Genomic DNA, 20226 nt, shown 5'->3' with positions numbered 1-20226 from the left:
CAAGGTGGTACCAAGATCACAATGGCTGGCCGGCGGCGGCCTGCCAGGGCGCGGAGGAGGCGATAACATCCCGTTCCGGAGCCGACACGATACGGAGGGTGTCGATGTCCCGATCGATCACGCGCCCGGTCCTCGCAGGTCTGGCCGCCAGCCTGTTGACCGTACCGGCCCTTCCGACCGTCGCCGCCACCGCCGGGCTCCGGGCGGCACCGGCCTGCGCGACCCCGCTCGCCCCTGTCCGGCCGGTCGCGGCCAGGCCCTGGCCGCAGCAACGGTACGACCCGGCGCGGCTCGCGCCGCTGGCCACCGGCGCCGGGGTGACCGTCGCGGTGGTCGACTCCGGGGTGGACCGGGTGCATCCGCAGCTGGCTGGGCGGGTGCTGGCCGGCGCCGACCTGCTCGACCCCGGCGGGGACGGTGGTCGGGACTGCGCCGGGCACGGCACCGGTGTGGCGAGCATCATCGCCGCGGCACCCCGCCCCGACGTCGCCTTCCGCGGTCTGGCCCCGGGTGCCCGAATCCTGCCGGTGCGGGTGAGTGAGCAGCAGGTGGTGCAGGGGCGGGAGTCGGGGCGTACGGTCAGCGCCGACGAGTTCGCCCGGGCTATCCGATGGGCCGTCGACCATGACGCCGACGTGGTGAACCTGTCCGTGGTGCTGTACGCGGACGACCCGGAGGTCCGCTCGGCAGTGCGGTACGCGGTCGACCGGGACGTGGTGCTGGTGGCCGCCGCCGGCAATCTGCGCGACAGCGGGGACCCCCGACCGTTCCCCGCCGGCTACGACGGGGTGCTCGGCGTGGGCGCGATCGGGGCGGACGGCGGGCGGGCGACGTTCTCGCAGACCGGGCCGTACGTCGACCTGGTGGCGCCGGGCAGTGAGGTGCTGACCGCCGCACCCGGTGCAGGCCACCATCGGGTCGAAGGCACCAGTTACGCGGCGCCCTTCGTGGCCGCCACCGCCGCGTTGCTGCGCGAATACCGGCCGGAGCTGACCGCCGCGCAGGTGGCGGAGCGGATCATCGCCACCGCCGATCCAGCTCCGGGCGCGGGCCGGGGCGGCGGGTACGGCGCCGGGGTGTTGAACCCCTACCGGGCGGTCACCGAGACCAGCGGCGGCCGTGCGGCCGGTGCACGGCCGGTCGCCGCGCTCGCCGACGATCGGGCCGACCCGGCGCAGCTCGCCCGCCAGGCCCGCCGGGCCGCAGCACGGGACCGAGCCCTGCTGGTCGGCGCGGTGGCCGGCATCACGGCGGTCACCGTGGCGCTGCTCGCCCTGGTGGTGCCCCGGGGCGCCCGTCGACGCTGGCGCCCGGCCGGCCCGGCCTGAGCCCGCCCACACACGGTCTGAGCCTGCCCGCGCGCTGCCCTGGCCGCCGACCGGCTGCGGGCGGGGCGCTGGCCCGGACACGGTCAGCGCTCCCGGCCCGCATCGCTCACTGGAACAGCCCGGTGTTCTTCTTCTCGGTGTCCAGGTAGTCGGTGGCGGAGTCGTTCACCGCCAACCTGATGTCACGCAGCATCCCCTGGAGGTCCTGCGAGGCCGAGCGCCACTTCGCCTGCCGCTGCTCGTAGGCCTGCCGCGCCTCGCCCGTCCAGGTCGCCACCAGCGGGGCGGCGTCGCGTTCGAGTTGGCCGAGTTGCGCGTCGAGGGTGTTCAACGCCTTCTGAATGTCAGCGCCGGCCTGCTGCAGCGCGGCGAAGTTGACGACCAGCACACCATGGTCCATCGGATTGCCTCCCCAGCGGGATCAGAGCGGCAGTTGGATGCCGCCGCGGTTGGTGCCGGCCACCCGGCTGGAAACCTCGTCGTCGGACGCGTGGTACTGCCGACCTGCGGTGCGGATCGCACCGGCGGTCTCCCGCAGCGCGCGGTGCAGCGCCGCCTGGTCCTGTGACCACTGCTGCTTGACCTGCTCGAACGACCGGCCACCAGCGCCACGCCAGGCCTGCTGCAAAACCTCCAGCTCGGCCAGCAGGCCGGTCAGCATGGACTGCAACGACTGGTCCACCTGCTCGAACTTCGCGGCGGTCTGCTGCATCACCGCTGCTTCTGCCTTGGTTTGGGACATCCGGACGTCACCTCGTCTCTCGGATCGCGCCTGGCCGTCGACGCGCCCACAGTGGCCGACGCGTCGTCGCTTGGCCCGGTCGTCGAGCACTGAGACACGGGTCAGCGAAGGACTTCGTGGCTGACGGTAGCGACCTCGTAGCGGTTCTGCTACCCCGCCGGCTTCCCCTGTGGACAACCGAGGCGGCCATCGGTCGCTTACGATGTGCCGCAGCCACGTCGCGGCGCGTGACGGGCCGCCGGAGGGCGGCCGGCCGCCCGACCCGGTCCCCACTGGTCGAGGAGGCACGGTGCCGGCGATCACCAGCGGAGGGCCGCACCAGCCGACCCCTGTCGGGTCCGAGGCAGGTGCCTCCCCACGGGTGCTCGGGCCGGGCCGATCCACCGACAGTGGCCCGCTGTCGGTCGATCAGCGCGCCCCCCGTCGCCGGTCGCCGGTGGCCAACTGGGTCGCGCTCGGCCGTCGGGTGGGCGCCGGAACGCGAGCCGGCCAACTGGTCACCGCACAGGTCGCGGCGGCGCTCGTGCTCGTCGCCCTCGGCCGACCCGCACCGGTCGTCGCGGCGGCCGTACTGGTGGCCGTGCTGCTGGTGGCCGCCGCCTGGGTGCCGGTACGGGGGCGGTGGCTCTTCGAGTGGCTGGGCACCGCCATCGGGCACCTCACCCGCCGGCGGGCGTTGACCGGGCCGGCCGACGCGGCCGAACTGCTCGACCTGGTCGCCCCGGGCACCGTGGTCCGCTCGACCGAGTTGACCGGCGGGCCGGCAGCCGTCCTGGAGGACACCACCGGCATGGTCGCGCTCCTGGAGCTGGGCGACCCCGGCGACCTGCTGGGCGACGTGTCCCAGGCGATCCCCGCCCCGGCCGCGTTGCTTCCCCCGACCGGCCCGGACCAGCCCCCGCTGCTGGTCCAACTGCTGCTCGCCGGTGCACCGGCACCGGTGCCGAGCGCCGGTGGCACGGTCGGCACGTCGTACCGGCAGCTCACCGACGGACGGCTGGCCGGGCGCGAACGGGCGGTGGTGGCGGTCCGGGTGCTGCGGGTGAACGGTTGGTCCGAGGAGGACCTGCGCCGGGTTCTCGCCGGCACGGTCCGCCGGATCGTCCGCCGGCTCGGGCCGTTGGCCGCGCGGCCGCTCGGGGTGCCGGCGGCGCTGCGCGTCCTGGGCGAGCTGGCCCACCACGACGGCGAACCGGTCCGCGAGTCCTGGCCGGCGATCCGGTCCGGCGCCCTGCTCCAGGCCACGTTCCGACTGGTCCAATGGCCCGACGCGGGCGCTGCGGCTGGACGCCGGCTGGTGCCCCGCCTGCTCGCGCTGCCGGCGACGGCCACGACGGTGTCGATCTGCTCAGGCCCGTCGCCGACGATGTCGACGCCGTCGGGTCCACCGGCGGCCAGCGGAGCACCGACCGAGCTGACCGTACGCCTGGCCGCCGCGACGGCGACCGAGTTGACGGCGGCCACCGAGGCGCTGGTCCGCCTGGTGACCGACCTGGGCGGAAAGCTGCGACGGCTCGACGGCGCCCACCTGAGAGGGCTGGCCGCCACGCTGCCGTTGGCGCTGACGGCACCCGGGGCACAGCCCCGCCCACCGGTGCCCGGGGCGCGACCCGGCCCAACGCTGGACGACTGGGAGCTGCCCCTTGGTGACGCGGGAATGATGGTCGGCACCAACCGGCACGGCCGAGCCGTCACCGTGCGACTGTTTCGGCCGGAGAGCACCCGCGTGCTGCTGGTCGGCGGGGTGCGGGCAGCCCAGCTGGTGGCCCTGCGCGCCCTGGCGCTCGGTGCCCTGGTGGTGGTGCAGACCGCCCGGCCACGCGCCTGGGAGCCGTTCATCCGAGGGGTTGGCGCGCCGGGCGGCACGATCCCGTTGCTCCCGCCCGGTCGGACGGTCGCCGACGGGGTGGGCACCGCGCTGCGTCCGTTGCTCCTGATCGTCGACGCCGTGGCGGCCGAGGCCGCGCCGGGCTCGCCGTGGCGGGCCACCCTGGTGGTACGCGACGAGCTGACCACGGCCGATGTGGACGCGTTGAGCCGCGCCGACCTGGCGTTGCTCCAGCCGCTGACCTCGACCGAGGCCACCCTGGCCGGCGCCGCGCTGGGGCTGGGCGGCTCGGCCGAGTGGCTGACCCGGATCCGGGAGGACATGGTGGCCGTGGTCAACCGTCGGGCGCTGCGCTGGGCGCTGCTCTCCCCCACTCCGATCGAGGCGCAACTGATCGGGCCACCGACGCGCGGCTGAATCCACCGGGACGGCCGGCTGCCGGGTTACGCCGGTGCGATGTCCGTGGCACGATCCCCGCCATGGGTTTTCTGAAAGGTCTGCTGATTCGGCTGGCCAGCACAGCTCTGGCATTTTGGCTGGCCACGCTCCTCATTCCGGGCATCTCCCTGGATTCGAACTCGGCCACCGAAACGGTGACCACGCTGCTCCTGGTGGCGGTGATCTTCGGTGTGGTCAACGCGGTTCTCCAGCCGATCATCAAGACCGTCGGCTGTGGCTTCTACCTGCTGACCCTGGGTCTCATCGCCCTGGTGGTGAATGGGCTGCTCTTCCTGTTCACCAGTTGGATCGCGGACCAGGCCGGGCTGCCGTTCTCGGTGGACGGTTTCTGGCCGGCGGCCGTGCTCGGCGCCCTCTTCGTGAGCATCGTGACCTGGATCCTCGGCGCAGTCCTCGACCGGGACTGACCGGCGACCAGCCAGCACCGACCCGGTCCGCCGGGGCTCCGACCTCGGCCGGGGCTCCGGCGGGCCGATGGCCAGAGTTCGGGAATTGGCCGGCCGCAGTGCCCTTCTCGGCGGTTAGCGTCGCGGCATGTTCTCGCTGACCTACCCCGACGGCCACCTGCTCAGCACCGATCCGGCGCGGATCGATCTGGACCTGGTGCACCACTGGTTGTCCACCGACGCGTACTGGGCGCTCGGACGAGACCGGGAAACCACCGAGCGGGCGTTCGCCGGCTCGCTGCCGTTCGGCATCTACCGGCCGGAGGACGGCCGCCAGGTGGCGGTGGCCCGGGTCGTCACGGACCGCGTCACCTTCGCCTGGCTCTGCGACGTGTACGTCGACCGGGCCGCCCGGGGTCGCGGGCTGGGCGGGTGGCTGGCCGGTGCGGTCCGCGACCACCTGGCCGAACTGGGCGTACGCCGGATCCTGCTCTGCACCAGCGACGCGCACCAGGTGTACGAGCGGGTGGGCTTCACCCCGCTGGACGTGCCGCAACGCTGGATGCAGCTCGACCGGCGGCCACCGGTGACCCCGATCACCGGAAAGGAACAAAGGAGCACTACGCCCCTTACGGTGGAGGCGTGACGCCACTCCGTCTGGGATACCTCTACGGCCTCGGCGCGTACCTGCTCTGGGGCTTCTTTCCGCTCTACCTGAAGCTGCTGCGGCCCGCCGGCCCGCTGGAGATCCTGGCCCACCGGATCGTCTGGTCGGTGCTCTTCGTGGCCCTGCTGCTGGGGGCGCTCCGCAACATCGGCTTCCTGCGGGCGCTGCTGCGCCGCCCCTGGGCGGTGGCGGGGATCGTCGCCGCCGCCGCGCTGATCGCTGTCAACTGGGGCACCTACATCTACGGGGTCAACTCCGACCGGGTGGTGGAGACCGCGCTCGGCTACTTCATCAACCCGCTGGTGGTGGTGCTGCTCGGGGTGACGGTGCTGCGGGAGCGGCTACGCCCGGCGCAGTGGGTGGCGCTGGGGATCGGCGCGTCGGCGGTAGCGGTGCTGGCCGTGGACTACGGCCGGCTGCCCTGGCTGGCGTTGACCCTGGCGTTCAGCTTCGCCGGCTACGGCCTGGTCAAGAAGCGGCTCGGGCTGCCGGCGGCGGAGGGGCTCTTCGTCGAGTCGGCGGTGCTGGCGTTGCCGGCGCTGGGCTACCTGGCCTGGCTGACGGCGAAGGCCGACCTGACCTTCGGGCATGTCTCGGCCGGGCACACCGCGCTGCTGGTGCTGGCCGGCGCGGCCACGGCGATCCCGCTGCTGTTGTTCGCCGGGGCGGCCAACCGCCTGCCCCTGAGCAGCCTCGGCATGGTCCAGTACCTGGCGCCGATCCTTCAGCTCGGCTGCGGGGTGCTGATCTTCCACGAGCCGATGCCGCCGGCCCGGCTGGCCGGCTTCGCGCTGGTCTGGCTGGCCCTGATCGTCTTCACCGCCGACGCCGTCCGAACCTCCCGCCGCACCCGCCCTGCCCGCCACACCCCACCCCCACCTGCGGTCGATCATGGAGTTGTGGTGCCCGCCCAGCACTAGTTCGGGCGATTTGCCACCCACCACAACTCCTTGATCGACGCGGATGGGCGGACATGGCGGGGCCGGGCGGCGGGGCCGAGCAGGGCGGGCGAAGCTACGGGACGGCGTAGGTGAGGAGGGGGGTTCCGTCGGCTTTCTGCAGCTCCACGCTGACCAGCTCGGCGTCGGTGAACCTCGTCGCGCCGGTGAAGCTGAGGTCGTCGCCGGGCGCCGCCAGCCAGGAGCCGATCTGCTCGGTGGCGCCATTCGGACCACGCGCCACCAACCGGAACGGGTACGCCTTGCCGTAGCTCGTCCGCGCGTCGTACCCGCAACGCATTGTCACCTCGGTGCCCCACTTGGTGCCGGTGAGCCCGAGGTCGGCGTGCACCGGCCCGGCGGCCACCGGTCGCATGGCCACCATCGACACCTGCGGGGCCGGCTTGCCCTGCGGCACCGACGGGTCGACCGGTCGTGGCAGCGCCACTGCGGTGCCCACACCGACCACCAGCGCCAACCCGGCGGCGGCCAGTGTGGTCAGTGCGTACCGTCGCCGGTCAACGGCGCGTTCCCGACGACGGCGCTGGCGGGCCTCGTCGAGCAGCGCGGGCACCCGGGGCGGGGCCGGCGGCGGCAGGATCTGTTCCAACCCCGCCGGGTCGAGGCGCCCGAGCAACCCGGGCAGGACAGCGATCTCGGCGACCGCCTCCCGACACGAGGCGCAGCCGCCGAGGTGCCGCTCGTAGGCCGCCCGTTCGGCGGGGGCCAGGGCGCCCAGCACGTACGCGCCGTCGTCGTACGCGAACTCGCACCGGGTCATCCCGTCACCCCCATCTCGGCCAGGACCAACCGTAGAGACCGCAGCGCGTAGTGGGTGCGGGATTTCACGGTCCCTGGCGGTACGCCCAGGCGGGACGCCGCCTCGGCCACCGACCGCCCCTGGTAGAAGCACTCGACCAGCACTTCCCGGTGGGTCGGGCTGAGCCGGTTCAGCGCCTCCGCGACGGTCCACGCCTCCACCGCCCGTTCGGCCTCGTCGATCACCTCGGGCGGTTCGGGCAGATCGTCGGTGAACACCTCGCCGACCCGGGTGGATCGCCGCCGCCAGGCGTCGATGGCCAGGTTGCGGGCGGTGGTGAACAGCCAGGACCGCACCGATCCGCGCCTCGGGTCGAGTGACTCCGGATGTCGCCAGGCCCGCAGCAGCGTCTCCTGCACCAGGTCCTCGGCCCGCTGCCGGTCCCCGTTGACCAGCCGCAGGGCATGGGCGTACAGCGCCTCCGCGTGCTCGTCGTGCAGCGCGCGCAGCAGTTGGGCGTCGTGGTCGCTGATGGCGGTCTCCTCGCTTCCGGCGCGCGTCCGGCGGTGCGTTCGCTCGGGAATACGTGCTGTCACGCCGATCGGTTCAGCCCGAGGTCAGACCGGTTGCGTGGTGGTTGCCGCCGACGAAGGTGTTCATGCCCGGTTCACATCGCGGCTGACGTGCGCTCACCACGTCCTCCTAGCGTCCGGCTGGTACGCCGCCTGTCGTGTCACCGACTTCTCTGGAGGCTTCCCCCATGAGCGACCGTCCCCGGCTGCTCCCCCTGTTGAACGGCACCCGCCATGGCACCCGTGATGCCATGACCTGTCTGTACCGGTGCGGAAACGCGTGTGACCACCCGGTCCCGAACACCTCCGACAACGCGTACTTCGGTGACGTGGTGAACGCCGAGGTGTCGCGGCGTGGCGTGGTCCGGGCCGGCGCGGTCGGCGCGCTGGTGCTCGGTTTCGGCGGCGCGGCAGCCGGCGCGCTCGCCGGGGCGGCCCCGGCCATGGCGGCCCCCGCCGCCCCGGACGTTCCGGAGAACTTCGGGTTCGGTCGTCCGAGCACCGGGGTCGGCAGCGGCGCGCTGACCTTCAAGCCGATCCCACCGAACAAGCTGGACACCCTTGTCGTGCCGAACGGCTACGACCACGCCGTGGTGATCAAGTGGGGTGACCCGGTGCTGCCGGGCGCACCGGAGTTCAACCTGCACCACCAGACCGCCGCCGCGCAGTCCAAGCAGTTCGGTTACAACAACGACTTCGTGGGCGTGCTGCCGCTGGACAAGCAGGGCAAGCGGGCGCTGCTCGTGGTCAACCACGAGTACACGAACGAGGACCTGATGTTCCCGGGCTTCCCCGGCCTGGACGGGCTCTCCGTGGAGCAGCTGCGCACCGCCATGGCCGCACACGGCATGTCAGTGGTGGAGCTCGAGCGGGTCGCGGGCACCGGGCAGTGGAAGCCGGTCGGCAAGGGTCCACGGCCGTACAACCGGCGGGTCACCGCTCTGAGCACCAAGTTCGACCTGACCGGCCCGGCCGCCGGCTCGGCCTGGCTGAAGACCGCCGCCGACCCCAAGGGCCGCACTGTCGTCGGCACGCTGAACAACTGCGCCGGTGGCGTGACACCGTGGGGCACTGTGCTCTCCGGCGAGGAGAACTTCAACCAGTACTTCGTTGGCGCCGACGCCGCCCCGGCCGAGCTGAAGCCGAAGCTGGACCGTTACGGCATCAGCACCGCCAGCCGCTACCCCAGCGGCAGCCGCAAGTGGGAGCGCGCGGACGAGCGCTTCGACCTGGCGAAGCACCCCAACGAGGCACACCGGTTCGGCTGGGTCGTCGAGATCGACCCGTTCGACCCGGAGAGCCGCCCCCGCAAGCACACAGCGATGGGCCGGTTCAAGCACGAGGGCGCCAACGTGATCGTCGCGAAGGACGGCCACGTGGTCGCGTACATGGGCGACGACGAGCGGTTCGACTACCTCTACAAGTTCGTCTCGGACAAGAAGTTCATGAAGGGCAACTCCTGGGCTGCCCGCAAGCACAACCTGACGCTGCTGGAAGCCGGCACGCTCTACGTGGCGAAGCTCGACCAGACCAGCGCCGCCGAGATCGACGGCTCGGGCAAGCTCCCCGCCGACGGGGCGTTCAACGGCCGGGGTCGCTGGATCAAGCTGGTCAGCGGCAACCGGTCGTTCGTCGACGGGATGACCGCCGCGGACGTGCTCACCTTCACCCGGCTCGCCGGTGACAAGGTCGGCGCGACCAAGATGGACCGCCCCGAGGACGTCGAGCCGAGTCTGCTCACCGGCAAGGTGTACGTGGCGCTGACCAACAACACCAACCGGGGCGTCGGCAGCAACCCGAAGGCGGACGAGGCCAACCCGCGCAACGCCAACAAGCACGGGCAGATCCTGGAGCTGGTCGAGGACCGCAACGACAACACCTCGGAGACCTTCGCCTGGTCGCTGCCGATCGTCTGCGGCGACCCGACCGACCCGTCGACCTTCTTCGCCGGGTACGACAAGACCAAGGTCTCCCCGATCTCCTGCCCGGACAACGTCGCCTTCGACGCCACCGGCAACCTCTGGATATCCACCGACGGCAACGCGCTGGGCAGCAACGACGGCCTGTTCGCCACCGCTGTGGAGGGCCCGGAGCGGGGTCACCTCAAGCAGTTCCTGACGGTGCCGCTCGGAGCGGAGACCTGCGGCCCGTTCATCACCGGCGACAACCGCTCGGTCTTCGTCGCCGTGCAGCACCCGGGCGAGATCACCGGGGCCTCGGTGGAGAACCCGGCCTCGAACTGGCCGGACGGTGACTACGCCAAGCCGGGCGTGGTGGTCACCTGGCGCCTCGACGGCGGCCCGGTGGGCAGCTGACGTCGTACCCACGGCCGAGCGGCCGCTGACGTTGCTCCGGCGGTCCGGCGCTGGACCGCCCCGAGAGGCCCTCTCCCAGCCCGGGAGAGGGCCTCTCGGCGGTCAGTTGTCGGAGGCGATGCCGTCGGCCACGCTGCGGGCCACGGTGAGCAGCTTGGCGCGCACCACCCGGGCGGAGGTCATCATCTCGCTGGCCGGCAACGCGCAGGCCAACACGACGCGGCGCTCCATGTCCTTGTCCGGCGCGACGAGCACAGCGGCGCAGGCCACCCCCTGCCGGAACTGCCCCATCTCCAGTTGCATGCCGCGCCGGTCGCCGGCGGCCAGGTCGGCCTCGAAGGTCTCGGTGGTGGTCAGCGTGGCGGTGGTGAACGGGCGCATGCCGTACTCGCGCAGATAGCGGTAGCGCTGGTCGGTCGTGAGGGTGGCGAGCAGCGACTTGCCGAGAGCTGTCGCGTGCGCCCCCTCGTCGAAGCCGGGGACCAGATCCTCCAGGTAGGGCGAGCGGTGCCCCTCGGCGACCGCCGTGAGGGCCACCTGGCCGCCGACGAACCGGCCGAGGTAGTGGCTGTAGCCGGTGTCCAGGGCGGCCCGCCGCAGCGTCTCACCGACCGCCGGCGGGCCCCGGAACGCCGTCACCAACTCCCGGTACCGGTCGGCCACCTCCAACCCCACGATGTACGTGCCGTCCTCGCGACGGATCACGTAGCCCTCGTAGGCGAGAGTGCGAACCAGGTGGTACGTGGTGGCCACTGTCAGCTCGCAGCGCCGGGCGATCTGCTTGACGGTCAGGCCCTTCGGGGCGCGACCGACCGACTCCAGCACCCGTAGCGCTCGGGACACGCTGCGAATCAGGTCCGAAGGTTCTGCCAAGGGGTCGCGCACAACCACCTCCGCCGCCGGGGACTTACACCATATGAAAAACAGGCCCGGTGCGAAATGCCTGTTCGGGTCGAGGATGCCAGATCACCATCCACAGCTTGTGCCCCGCCAGTCACCAGGAGTGCTGTGAGCGGCGCTCGCGTAGGTTTGCCGAACGATGACCGACACCTCCAATACCCCCGATCTGGCAGTTGCCCAACCCCATCCGGTCCGGGCCAGCACCGGCGCAGTCGTCACCACAGTGGCCTGCGTACTCCCCGTCTTCCTGCTCGGCGGTCTCGCCGTGCAGATGGGCACGGACCTCGGCTTCTCGCCGGCCGGGCTGGGCCTGGCCGTCTCCGTCTACTTCGGGGTCAGCGCACTGGCCTCGGTGCCCTCCGGGCGGTTGGTCGAGCGGTACGGGCCGGCAGTGGTGGCCCGCTGCGGCATCCTGCTGGCCGCCGGGTCGATGCTGGCCGTGGCCGCCTTCGCCCGGTCGTACCCGGTGCTGGTCGGCCTGCTGGCGCTCAGCGCCGCCGCGAACGCGCTCGGCCAGTTGTCCAGCAACGCCGCGCTGGCGCAGCACGTGCCGGCCCGGCGGCAGGGGCTGTCGTTCGGTGTCAAGCAGGCCGCCATCCCGGTCTCCACACTGCTGGCCGGGGTGGCGGTGCCCACCATCGCGCTCACCGCCGGCTGGCGCTGGGCGTTCGTGGCCGCCGCCGTGGCCGCGTTGACGACGTTGGCCGCCGTGCCCCGCCAGTTGCCCGGCCTGGCCCGCCGGGCCGGGGCCGCGCGCGCCGGTCGGGCGACGGCGGCGCTGGTGGTGATCGGCGCGGCGGCGACGTTGGCCTCGGGCGCGGCCAACTCGCTGGGCACCTTCCTGGTGGACTCCGCCGCGGCCCGGGGCCTGTCGCCGGGCCTCGCCGGCCTCACCCTGACCCTGGGTAGCGCGGTCTGCGTGGCGGCTCGGGTGGGCGCCGGCTGGTTGGCCGATCGCCGCGAGACCGGCCACGTCGCCCTCATCGCCGCGATGCTGCTCGTCGGCGCGGTCGGGCTGGGCCTGCTCGCGTTGACCGGCTCGGTGCCGTTGGTGGTCGGCGTGGTGCTCGGCTTCGGCCTGGGCTGGGCCTGGCCCGGCCTGATGAACTTCGCTGTGGTCCGGCTGCACCCACAGTCACCGGCCGCCGCCACCTCGATCACCCAGACCGGGGTGTACGCGGGCGGCTGTCTCGGCCCACTGAGCCTGGGCCCGCTCGCCGCCCACCTCGGCTACCCGGCGATGTGGACCATCGCGGCCGTGGCGATGCTGCTCGCCGCCGCCCTCATGCTCGTCGGCAGCCGGCTGTTGACCCGCGCCGCCGTAGCGGCCCGGGGCGTGGATCAGCTGGTGCGGTCGGCGATGTAGTCGCAGAGCGACTCGAGCGCGCTGCGGGACGGGCCGTGCGGCAGCGGGGCGAGCTGCGCGCGGGCCTCCTCGGCGTAGCTGCGCACGGTCTCCCGGGCCCGCTTGAGCGCCGGGCTCTCCCGGAGCAGCCCCAACGCCTCGGCGTGCAGCACGTCATCGGTCAGCGGGCCGGTCGCCAGGATCTCCCGCAGCCGCACCGACGACGCGTCGGAGTCGTCCGCCTCGCGGGCGTAGAGCACCGGCAGCGTCGGGACACCCTCGCGCAGGTCGGTGCCGGGGGTCTTGCCCGACTGCACCGACTCGGAGGCGATGTCCAGCAGGTCGTCGGAGAGCTGGAAGGCGACACCGATCGTTTCGCCGTACCCGGCGAGTGCCTCCACGTGCTCCGGGGCGGCACCACCGAACATCCCACCGAAGCGGGCAGACGTGGCGATCAGCGAGCCGGTCTTCTCGGCGATCACGTTCAGGTAGTGGGCCACCGGATCGTCGTCGGCGCGCGGCCCGACCGTCTCCGCGATCTGGCCGTGCACCAGCCGGGCGAAGGTGCGCGCCTGCAACCGGACGGCCTCGGGGCCCAGGTCGGCGGCGATGTCCGCCGCGCGGGCGAAGAGGTAGTCACCGACCAGGATGGCGACCGAGTTGGTCCACCGGGAGTTCGCGCTCGGCGCGCCCCGACGGACGGCAGCCTCGTCCATCACGTCGTCGTGGTAGAGGGTGGCGAGGTGAGTGAGCTCCATCACCACGGCGGCCGGGACCACCTGCGCACCGGTCGGATCGCCGAACTGGGCGCCGAGCGCCACCAGCAACGGCCGGAAACGCTTCCCGCCGGCCTCGACGAGGTGCCGGGCGGCCTCGGTGACGAACGGGTCGGCACTGGACACGCTGGCCCGCAACTCGACCTCGACCGTGTCCAGCACACCCAGCACAGACGCCTCGACACGGGGATCGGAGAGGCTGAGGCCAAGCGCGCCGAACTGACTCGTGCTCGCCCGACCCCGTCGACCGCCGGAGCCGGAGGCACCTGAACGCTCGCCCGCCGGTTTCACCACGCTATCAACCATGCCACACCCGTTCGACCTGCTCCGGCCCGGGGATACGCACCGGGGGCCGGCACGTGAACACGCGCCGACCCCCGGTGATCGATCCTTTGGTCATCGAACGAATTCGGCGGCTCCGGTAGCCAGGTCGAGCAGCGGCGCCGGGGCGACGCCCAACACCAGGGTCGCCAGCACACCGATCGTCAGCGCGGCGGCGGTGAGCCCACCGGGCACTGTGACGGTCGGGGTGGACTCGCCCGGCTCGGAGAGCCACATCATCACCACGACCCGCAGGTACGGGAACGCGAGCACCATGCTGGTCAGCACACCGGCGATCACCAGCCAGGCCTGGCCACCCTCCAGCGCCGGCCCGAAGATGGCGAACTTGCTGGTGAAGCCGCTGGTCAGCGGGATACCGGCGAAGGCCAGCAGGATGAACGTGAACAGCGCGGCGAAGAACGGCGACCGACGGCCCAGCCCGGCCCAGCGGGACAGGTGGGTGGCCTCGCCGTCCTCGTCGCGGACCAACGTCACCACGGCGAACGCGGCCAGCACCGAGAAGCCGTACGCGACCAGGTAGAACATCGTGCCGGCGAGCCCGTCGCGGCTCGGCGCCAACACACCGACCAGCAGGTAGCCGGCGTTGGCGATCGAGGAGTACGCGAGCAGCCGCTTGATGTCGGTCTGGGTGACCGCGAGCACAGCACCCACCAGCATGGTCAGCACCGCCACCGCGCCGAGGACCGGGGTGAAGTCCCAGTTGGCGTCGGCGAACGCGACCTGGAAGACGCGCAGCAGGGCACCGAACGCGGCGACCTTCGTGCAGGCCGCCATGAACCCGGTGACCGGGGTCGGAGCGCCCTGGTAGACGTCCGGGGTCCAGACGTGGAACGGGGCCGCCGCGGCCTTGAAGAGCAGACCGATGGCGAGCAGCGCCATGCCGGCGAAGAGCAGCACCGGGCTGGCCGGCGACTCGCCCACCGCCGCGTGGATGGTGGCGAAGTCGACGCCGGCCGTCCGGCCCGGGATGCCGGAGGTGAAGCCGTAGATCAAGGCCACGCCGAACAGGAAGAACGCCGAGGCGTACGCGCCGAGCAGGAAGTACTTCATCGCCGCCTCCTGGCTCAGCAGACGCCGGCGACGGGCCAGCGCGCAGAGCAGGTAGAGCGGCAGGGAGAAGACCTCCAGCGCGATGAACATGGTCAGCAGGTCGTTCGCCGCCACGAAGATCAGCATGCCGCCGATGGCGAACGTGGTCAGCGGGTAGACCTCGGTGAGACCGTTGCGCCCCTCGGCCTGCCGCCGGTCGTCGGCCGACTCGGCGGTCACCGCGGCCTGGGCGACGAACGCCCCGCCCCGCTCGACCGAGCGGTCGCCGATCAGCAGCAGCGCCATCGCGGCCAGCACCAGGATCGCGCCCTGGAGGAAGAGCGTCGGCCCGTCGATCGCGAGGGCCTGGCCGGCGGTGATGATCCGCTCGTCGGCGCTGAGGACCACCATTGTTAACGCCGCGAGCACCGCGAGCAGTGCCAGCGTCAACTGCACCACGTGCCGCCAGCGACGAGGCACCAGCGCCTCGACCAGCACGCCGAGCAACGCCGTGCCCAGCATGATCAGGATCGGAGAGATCGCCGCGTAGTCGATCGACGGCAATTCCAGCTCGGTCACTTTGCCGCCTCCTGGACGGTGCCGCCCACGGACGGCGCCGGGTCGGTTCTGCCGATGTCGTCCATGGTCGCCTGGACGGCGGGGTTGATCACGTCAGTGACCGGCTTGGGGAAGAAGCCGAGCAGCACGATCAGCGCGATCAGCGGGGCGACCACCACCTTCTCGCGCAGGTTGAGGTCCCGGCGCATGCCGTCGACCTCGGTCAGCGCCGGGTTGAGGGTCCCCTGGGTGGTGCGCTGCACCATCCACAGCACGTACGCGGCGGCCAGGATGATGCCGAGCGTGGCGATGACCGCGACCGGCTTGTTCACAGTGAAGGTGCCGATCAGCACCAGGAACTCGGAGATGAACGGCGCCGTACCGGGCAGCGCGAGCGAGGCGAGACCGGCGAAGAAGAGCACCCCGGCGAGCACCGGGACCAGCTTGCCGGCGCCACCGAAGTCGCTGATCAGCGACGAACCACGCCGGGAGATCAGCATGCCCACCACCAGGAAGAGCAGGCCGGTGGCCAGCCCGTGGTTGAGCATGTAGAGCACCGCGCCGGTGCCGGCCTGGGTGGTGAAGGCGAAGATGCCCACCCCGATGAAGCCGAAGTGCGCGATCGAGGTGTACGACACCAGCCGCTTGAGGTCGTTCTGGCCGACCGCCAGCAGCGCGGCGTAAACGATGCCGATCACCCCCAGGGCCAGCGCCCACGGTGCGAACCACTTCGACGCCTCGGGGAACAGCGGCAGGCAGTAGCGCAGGATGCCGAACGTGCCGACCTTGTCCAGCACACCGACGAGCAGCGCCGCCGCGCCCGCCGGGGCGGCGCCACCGGCATCGGGCAGCCAGGTGTGGAACGGGAAGAACGGCGCCTTGATGGCGAACGCGAGGAAGAAGCCGAGGAACAGCCACCGCTCGGTGCCGGTGCTGATGTCGACCTGCGAGAGCGCCTGCCAGTCGAAGGTCTTCCCGCCGACCACCCACAGGCCGATCACCGCGGCCAGCATGAACAGACCGCCGACGAGCGAGTAGAGGAAGAACTTCACCGCCGCGTACTGCCGCTGGTGGCCGCCGTAGCTGCCGATGAGGAAGTACATCGGCACCAGCATGACCTCGAAGAACACGTAGAACAGGAAGACGTCGGCGGCCGCGAAGACGCCGATCATCGTGCATTCGAGGACCAGCAGCAGCGCGAAGTAGACGGGCACCGACCGCTTCGACGACTCGGCGTCGTGCCAGGACGCCAGGATCACCAGCGGCACCAGCACCGCGATCAGCATCAGCATCACCAGCGCGATGCCGTCGGCGGCGAAGGTGAAGCTGACACCCCAGTTCGGGATCCACGAGTACGACTCGTGGAACTGGAACCGCTTGCCGCCGGCGTTGAAACTGACCCACATCAGCACCGCGAGCACCAGCACCAGCAGCGACCAGACGAAGGCCACCTGCTTGGCCAGTTCGGGCCGGCTACGCGGCAGGAAGGCCACCACCAGGGCGCCCACCAGCGGCGCCACGGTGAGCACCGAGAGGAACGGGAAGTTGGACATTATGCGGCCTTACCTCCGTCGTGGATGCGTGGTCCGCCGGCGGGGGCGGGCGTATTGAGGTCGATCACGCCAACCACCCCGCCTGCACCGCCAGGAACGCCGCCATCACCAGCAGCGCACCGGCCAGGATCGAGGTGGCGTACGAGCGGACAAAGCCGGTCTGCATCCGCCGGAGCCGACCGGAGCCCCCACCGACAGCGGCGGCGAGCCCGTTGACGAGCCCGTCGATGCCCCGGTTGTCGAGGTACACCAGCGCCCGGGTGAGGAAGATGCCCGGCTTCTCGAAGACCGCCTCGTTGACCGTGTCGGTGTAGAGGTTGCGTCGGGCGGCGGTGACCAGCACCCCGGCCGGCTGCGGCGCGGTGGCCGTGCCGGCGCGGAACAGGAACCAGGCGAGCCCGGCGCCGAGCACTGTGACCAGCAGCGACAGGATGGTGATCACGGTGTGCGAGAGGACCGCCTCGTGCTCCGCGTGCTCGCCGCCCAGCCCGGCGGTCTCCGTGAGCCAGTCCGGAACTGACGTGGCAAGCAGGAAGCCGGCGCCGACCGAGCCGACCGCCAGGAGGATCAGCGGGATGGTCATCAGCTTCGGCGACTCGTGCGGGTGCTCGATGTCCTCGGTCCACCGCTTCGGACCGTGGAAGGTGAGCACGAACAGCCGCGTCATGTAGAACGCGGTCAGCCCGGCGCCGAGCAGCGCCGCACCGCCGAAGAGCCAGGCGGTCCAGTCCTCCCGCTCGAAGGCGGCCACGATGATCGGCTCCTTGGAGAAGAAGCCGGAGAACGGGAACATGCCGATGATGGCCAGCCAGCCCATCATGAAGGTCAGCCAGGTGATCTTCATGTACTTGGACAGCCCACCGAAGCGGCGGATGTCGACCTGGTCCTTCATTCCGTGCATGACCGAGCCGGCGCCGAGGAACATGTTGGCCTTGAAGAAGCCGTGCGCCAGCAGGTGCACGATGGCCAGTGCGTACGCCGCGCCGCCGAGGCCCACACCGAGGAACATGTAACCGATCTGGCTCACCGTCGACCAGGCGAGCACCCGCTTGATGTCGTCCTTGGCGGCACCGATGATGCAGCCGATCAGCAGGGTGAGCGCGCCGACGCTGACCACCACGAGTTGCAGCGTCGAGTTGGCGGAGAAGATCGGGTTGGACCGGGCGATCAGGTAGACGCCCGCGGTGACCATGGTGGCGGCGTGGATGAGCGCCGACACCGGCGTCGGGCCCTCCATCGCGTCCGGCAACCAGGCCTGGAGCGGGAACTGGCCGGACTTACCGGCCGCGCCGAGGAGCAGCAACAGGCCGAGGACCAGCACCGTGGTGCCGGTCAGCGCGCCGACACCGTTGAACACCTCGTCGTACTGGGTGGTGCCCAGGGTGGCGAACATGATGAAGATGCCGATGGCCAGGCCGGCGTCGCCGACCCGGTTCATCAGGAACGCCTTCTTGCCGGCGGTGGCCGCGCTCGGCCGCTCGGTCCAGAAGGAGATCAGCAGGTATGACGCCAGACCGACGCCCTCCCAGCCGAAGTACAGCATCACGTAGTTGTTGCCGAGCACCAGCAGCAGCATCGCCGCGACGAACAGGTTGAAGTACGCGAAGAACCGACGACGGCCCGCGTCGTGCGACATGTACTCCACCGCGTACAGGTGGATCAGGAAACCCACCCCGGTGATCAGCAGTACGAAGACCGCGGCCAGCGGGTCGAAGAGCAGGCCGAAGTCGACGCGCAGGTCACCGACCGCGATGAAGTCCCAGAGGCTCAGCTCGACCGACTTGTTTTCCAGGCCACGCAGCTGGAAGAAGAAGCTCAGGCCGAGCACGAACGCGGCGCCGATGGCGGCGACGCCCAACCAGTGCCCCCAGCGGTCGGCCCGGCGGCCGAGCAGCAGCAGGATGGCCGCGCTGACCAGCGGGATCGCCACCAGCAGCCAGACGCCCCCAAGCAGCCCCGTGGCCTGGGCGTATTCCACAGTCTCTTCCACCGGTGGACCCCTCTAGTACTTGAGCAGGTTGGCGTCGTCGACACTCGCCGAGCGTCGCGTCCGGAAGATGGACATGATGATCGCGAGCCCGACCACGACCTCGGCCGCCGCCACCACCATCACGAAGAACGCCATGATCTGACCGTTGAGGTCACCGTTGATCCGGCTGAAGGTGACCAGCGTCAGGTTGGCGGCGTTGAGCATCAGCTCCACGCACATGAACAGCACGATCGCGTTGCGCCGGATCAGCACCCCGGCGGCGCCGATGGTGAACAACACCGCGGCGAGGACGAGGTAGTAGGTCGGCTCGACCGAGAAGAACGTTCCCATTAGTTGTTTGTCCCCTTCAGCGCCGTCTCCTCGGCGGTCAGCTCGCGCTGCGGAAGGATCGCCGGGGTGCTGCGGTCGGTCAGGCGGCCGTCGGGCAGCCGGGCCGGGGTGGCCACCGAGGAGGAGGTCGCGAAGACTCCGGGGCCCGGCTTCGGGCCGGGGTAGTTGCCCGGGGCGAAGCGCGCCTTCATGGTCGACACCTGGTCGACCTTGTCCTGCTTCCGTCGCTCGACGTGGGCCAGCACCATGGCACCGACCGCCGCGGTGATCAGCAGCGCCGAGGTCAACTCGAACGCGAAGACGTACTTGGTGAACAGCAGCCGGGCGATGCCCTGCACGTTCCCCTCGGCGTTGACCTGGTCCAGACCGACAGTGGTGGTCCGGTCCAGTGCCTGGTAGAGGCCGGTGCCGACCAGGCCGGCGAAGCCCAGGCCGAGCACGATCGCGGCGACCCGCTGGCCGCGCAGCGTCTCGATCAGCGAGTCGGTGGAGTCCCGACCGACCAGCATCAGCACGAAGAGGAAGAGCATCATGATCGCGCCGGTGTAGACGATGATCTGCACCATGCCGATGAACGGACCGGCCTGGAGCACGTAGAACACGCCCAGGCAGAGCATGGTCAGCACCAGCCACAGCGCCGAGTGCACGGCGTTGCGCGCGGCCACCATCCCGATCCCGCCGATCAGCGCGAGCGGGGCGAGGATCCAGAAGGTGACCGCCTCGCCGGTGGAGACCGAACTCGCCGCGGCGAGCACCGTAGACGTGGTCATGCTTCCTCTCCCTTGCCGGCCGCCACGCGCTGGGCGGCCTGCTCGGCGCCCGGGAACGTCACGCCGGGGTGCTCCTCGACCTGGTAGCGGCCGGGGCCCATCGGGGACGTCTCCGCACCGGCGGAGGTGCCCGGGTTGTCCAGCGCGCCGACGTAGTAGTCCTTCTCGCTGTCACCCAGCCGCATCGGGTGCGGAGGCTGCTCCATGCCCTCCAGCAACGGCGCGAGCAACTGCTCCTTGGTGAAGATCAGGTCCTGCCGGTTGTCCCGGGCCAACTCGTACTCGTTGCTCATGGTGAGCGACCGGGTCGGGCAGGCCTCGATGCACAGCCCGCAGAAGATGCAGCGGGCGTAGTTGATCTGGTAGATGCTGGCGTACCGCTCACCCGGCGAGAAGCGCTGCTCGTCGGTGTTGTCGCCACCCTCGACGTAGATCGCGTCCGCCGGGCAGGCCCAGGCGCACAGCTCGCAGCCGATGCACTTCTCCAGGCCGTCCGGGTGCCGGTTGAGGATGTGCCGCCCGTGGTAGCGCGGCGCCGACACCGGCGGCTTGAACGGGTAGTCGGTGGTGACGACCTTCCTGAACATGTGCGAGAAGGTGACACCGAATCCCTTGAACGTTCCGGTGATCGCGCCCAC

At 71.2% G+C, this 20226-nt stretch carries 19 protein-coding genes; 7 read left to right on the top strand and 12 right to left on the bottom strand.

Annotated features, from left to right (window positions below; all coding sequences use genetic code 11):
* The first annotated feature begins 104 nt into the window (after positions 1-104).
* Positions 105-1328, top strand: a complete 1224-nt coding sequence (mycP, locus tag ACLJOK_RS17880) for a type VII secretion-associated serine protease mycosin (protein ID WP_410819929.1) — start codon at positions 105-107, stop codon at positions 1326-1328.
* Positions 1329-1434: 106 nt separating this feature from the next.
* Here mycP and ACLJOK_RS17875 read toward each other — a convergent pair whose 3' ends face one another.
* Positions 1435-1728: a WXG100 family type VII secretion target gene (locus tag ACLJOK_RS17875; RefSeq protein ID WP_410819928.1), complete on the bottom strand. Its 294-nt coding sequence runs from the start codon at positions 1726-1728 to the stop codon at positions 1435-1437.
* A 21-nt stretch (positions 1729-1749) separates the two neighbouring features.
* Positions 1750-2070, bottom strand: coding sequence for a WXG100 family type VII secretion target (locus ACLJOK_RS17870; protein ID WP_410819927.1), 321 nt, complete (start codon positions 2068-2070; stop codon positions 1750-1752).
* A gap of 289 nt (positions 2071-2359) precedes the next feature.
* Between ACLJOK_RS17870 and eccE the strand changes: the two genes are divergently transcribed.
* The 4 genes from eccE (at position 2360) to rarD (ending at position 6330) form a co-directional block, all read left to right on the top strand.
* A complete protein-coding gene (gene eccE, locus ACLJOK_RS17865) occupies positions 2360-4315 on the top strand; it encodes a type VII secretion protein EccE (protein ID WP_410819926.1) in 1956 nt (651 codons plus the stop codon).
* Between the two features lie 62 nt (positions 4316-4377).
* Positions 4378-4764: a phage holin family protein gene (locus ACLJOK_RS17860; protein WP_238679880.1), complete on the top strand. Its 387-nt coding sequence runs from the start codon at positions 4378-4380 to the stop codon at positions 4762-4764.
* Positions 4765-4891: 127 nt separating this feature from the next.
* Complete coding sequence (locus ACLJOK_RS17855; protein ID WP_410819925.1) at positions 4892-5389, top strand: GNAT family N-acetyltransferase; 498 nt, start codon at positions 4892-4894, stop codon at positions 5387-5389.
* The gene (rarD, locus tag ACLJOK_RS17850; protein ID WP_410819924.1) at positions 5386-6330 is read left to right on the top strand and encodes an EamA family transporter RarD; all 945 of its coding nucleotides are present in this window, start codon (positions 5386-5388) and stop codon (positions 6328-6330) included. Before ACLJOK_RS17855 ends, rarD begins: the two co-directional genes overlap by 4 nt.
* Before the next feature lie 94 nt (positions 6331-6424).
* Here rarD and ACLJOK_RS17845 read toward each other — a convergent pair whose 3' ends face one another.
* On the bottom strand, positions 6425-7129 hold the full coding sequence (locus tag ACLJOK_RS17845) for an anti-sigma factor family protein (protein WP_410819923.1): 705 nt from the start codon (positions 7127-7129) through the stop codon (positions 6425-6427).
* Positions 7126-7641 (bottom strand): sigma-70 family RNA polymerase sigma factor, encoded by a 516-nt coding sequence (locus tag ACLJOK_RS17840; RefSeq protein ID WP_051708644.1) that lies wholly within the window; start codon positions 7639-7641, stop codon positions 7126-7128. Before ACLJOK_RS17840 ends, ACLJOK_RS17845 begins: the two co-directional genes overlap by 4 nt.
* 227 nt (positions 7642-7868) lie before the next feature.
* On the opposite strand from ACLJOK_RS17840, the gene ACLJOK_RS17835 reads away from it, so the two are divergent.
* Positions 7869-9995: a PhoX family protein gene (locus ACLJOK_RS17835; protein ID WP_410819922.1), complete on the top strand. Its 2127-nt coding sequence runs from the start codon at positions 7869-7871 to the stop codon at positions 9993-9995.
* 102 nt (positions 9996-10097) lie between these two features.
* On the opposite strand, the gene ACLJOK_RS17830 is transcribed toward ACLJOK_RS17835, so the two are convergent.
* Positions 10098-10880, bottom strand: a complete 783-nt coding sequence (locus ACLJOK_RS17830) for an IclR family transcriptional regulator (RefSeq protein ID WP_238679885.1) — start codon at positions 10878-10880, stop codon at positions 10098-10100.
* Positions 10881-11034: 154 nt separating this feature from the next.
* Between ACLJOK_RS17830 and ACLJOK_RS17825 the strand changes: the two genes are divergently transcribed.
* A complete protein-coding gene (locus ACLJOK_RS17825) occupies positions 11035-12261 on the top strand; it encodes an MFS transporter (RefSeq protein ID WP_410819921.1) in 1227 nt (408 codons plus the stop codon).
* Here the strand turns inward: ACLJOK_RS17825 and ACLJOK_RS17820 are convergent.
* From ACLJOK_RS17820 to nuoI, 7 genes are all read right to left on the bottom strand, one after another.
* Complete coding sequence (locus ACLJOK_RS17820) at positions 12237-13322, bottom strand: polyprenyl synthetase family protein (protein WP_410819920.1); 1086 nt, start codon at positions 13320-13322, stop codon at positions 12237-12239. The genes ACLJOK_RS17825 and ACLJOK_RS17820 overlap by 25 nt on opposite strands.
* A 90-nt stretch (positions 13323-13412) precedes the next feature.
* Positions 13413-14966, bottom strand: a complete 1554-nt coding sequence (gene nuoN, locus ACLJOK_RS17815) for an NADH-quinone oxidoreductase subunit NuoN (protein WP_410819919.1) — start codon at positions 14964-14966, stop codon at positions 13413-13415.
* Positions 14963-16498 carry an NADH-quinone oxidoreductase subunit M gene (locus ACLJOK_RS17810; RefSeq protein WP_410819918.1) on the bottom strand — a complete coding sequence of 512 codons (1536 nt, stop codon included), beginning with the start codon at positions 16496-16498 and terminating at the stop codon, positions 14963-14965. Before ACLJOK_RS17810 ends, nuoN begins: the two co-directional genes overlap by 4 nt.
* Before the next feature lie 64 nt (positions 16499-16562).
* Positions 16563-18488: an NADH-quinone oxidoreductase subunit L gene (nuoL, locus tag ACLJOK_RS17805; RefSeq protein WP_410819917.1), complete on the bottom strand. Its 1926-nt coding sequence runs from the start codon at positions 18486-18488 to the stop codon at positions 16563-16565.
* Between the two features lie 12 nt (positions 18489-18500).
* Entirely contained in the window at positions 18501-18818 is a 318-nt protein-coding gene (gene nuoK, locus ACLJOK_RS17800; RefSeq protein WP_088951135.1) for an NADH-quinone oxidoreductase subunit NuoK, read from the bottom strand.
* Positions 18818-19588 carry an NADH-quinone oxidoreductase subunit J gene (locus ACLJOK_RS17795; RefSeq protein WP_410819916.1) on the bottom strand — a complete coding sequence of 257 codons (771 nt, stop codon included), beginning with the start codon at positions 19586-19588 and terminating at the stop codon, positions 18818-18820. Before ACLJOK_RS17795 ends, nuoK begins: the two co-directional genes overlap by 1 nt.
* Positions 19585-20226, bottom strand: coding sequence for an NADH-quinone oxidoreductase subunit NuoI (nuoI, locus tag ACLJOK_RS17790; protein WP_112585694.1), 642 nt, complete (start codon positions 20224-20226; stop codon positions 19585-19587). The genes ACLJOK_RS17795 and nuoI overlap by 4 nt, the downstream gene beginning before the upstream one ends.

The organism is Micromonospora sp. 050-3, from assembly GCF_046549335.1.
Classification (GTDB): Bacteria; Actinomycetota; Actinomycetes; order Mycobacteriales; family Micromonosporaceae; genus Micromonospora; species Micromonospora trifolii.
The sequence above is the reverse complement of the archived record's forward strand: the minus strand, read 5'-3'. Positions and strand labels throughout refer to the sequence as shown.